The 1249-nt window shown below is 71.4% G+C and carries 2 protein-coding genes; both read left to right on the top strand.

The genetic code is table 11. The features are described from left to right. Window positions 1-326, top strand: a 326-nt coding sequence (locus ABZV34_RS39705; protein WP_356288247.1) for a sigma-70 family RNA polymerase sigma factor, incomplete at its 5' end; no start/stop codon positions are given. Then, window positions 323-1249, top strand: a 927-nt coding sequence (locus ABZV34_RS39700) for a CU044_5270 family protein (protein WP_356288244.1), incomplete at its 3' end; no start/stop codon positions are given. The genes ABZV34_RS39705 and ABZV34_RS39700, both read left to right, overlap by 4 nt.

Raw genomic sequence — 1249 nt, 5'->3', positions numbered from 1 at the left:
CCGACCACGCCGAGGCGGTCGCCGGCCAGGTGGACGACCGACGCCGGATCGCCGCCGCCATCAGCGCACTGGGCTCACTCCGCAGACCCGAACGGGAGGTCCTGGTGCTGTGCCTGTGGGAGGGCATGGAGTACGCCGACGCGGCCCTGGCCCTCGGGATCCCGGTCGGCACGGTCCGCTCCCGTCTGTCCCGGGCCCGTACGAAGCTGCGCGGACTGGCGGACGCGGAACTGGCCTCGCCCGGACGGGAACTCACCGACCGCCCGCGACAGGTAAAGAGCGACCGCGCGATCGCGGTCCGGTCCGCGAAGGAAGGAATCCGATGACCAACGACATCGACAAGCTGCTCCAGGCCACGGAGCGGGACCTGCCGGCGGGCCGCCACCAGTTGCACCGGGAGCGCTTCATGACCCAGATCCACGAGGACCTCCGCGCGTCCTCCGCCACCCCCGCCGCCGCCACGAGGCGACCCCGTCCCTTCCTCCGCCGCGCGATCGTCCTCCCCGTGGCCGGTTTCGCTCTCGCCGGAGCCGTCGTGACCGGCATCCACCTCGCCTCCGCGTCCGGCGGCTCCGGCGGCTCCGGCGGCTCCGGTCTGGCCACCGGCCCCCTCCTGACCACTCGCGTGGGCACCGCCCACGCGCACGGTGCCACCCAGTTGCTGGACCGCATCTCACTGGCCGCCCACGACGTCTCCACGACGAAGCCGACCGAGGGGCAGTACGTCTACGTCAAGTCGACGACCGCCACCACGTACGTCCGTAACGACAGCGGCCGGACCACCGTCGTCAGCGAGAAGCTGCACGACCGCCAGACCTGGAAGTCCCTCGACGGCAGCGACGGCTGGCTGATCGAGCCGGGCAACACCGGCGCCAAGGGAATCACCCTGGCGTCGGACGTCAAGCCGTACCTCAACGCCCCTTCGTACGACTACCTCGCCGCCCTCACCACGGATCCCGGCGCCCTCCTCACGAAGATCTACGCGGAGACCAGGAGACACGGCAACAGCCCCGCCCAGGAGGCCTTCACCACCATCGGCGACCTGCTCGGCGAGAGCTTCCCTCCCCCCGCCCTCGACGCCGCCCTCTACAAGGCCGCGGCCAGGATCCCCGGCGTGGTCACACTCGATGACGCGGTCGACGCCGCGGGACGGCACGGTGTCGCCGTGGCCCGTCTCGACGAGACCAGCGGACAGCGCACCGAGTGGATCTTCGACAGGAAGACCCTCTCCTTCCTCGGTGAGCGCACC

It is taken from the genome of Streptomyces sp. NPDC005195, assembly GCF_040608315.1.
GTDB classification, from domain to species: Bacteria; Actinomycetota; Actinomycetes; order Streptomycetales; family Streptomycetaceae; genus Streptomyces; species Streptomyces kaempferi.
Note: the sequence above shows the minus strand (reverse complement) of the source record. Positions and strands in the feature narration are given on the sequence as shown.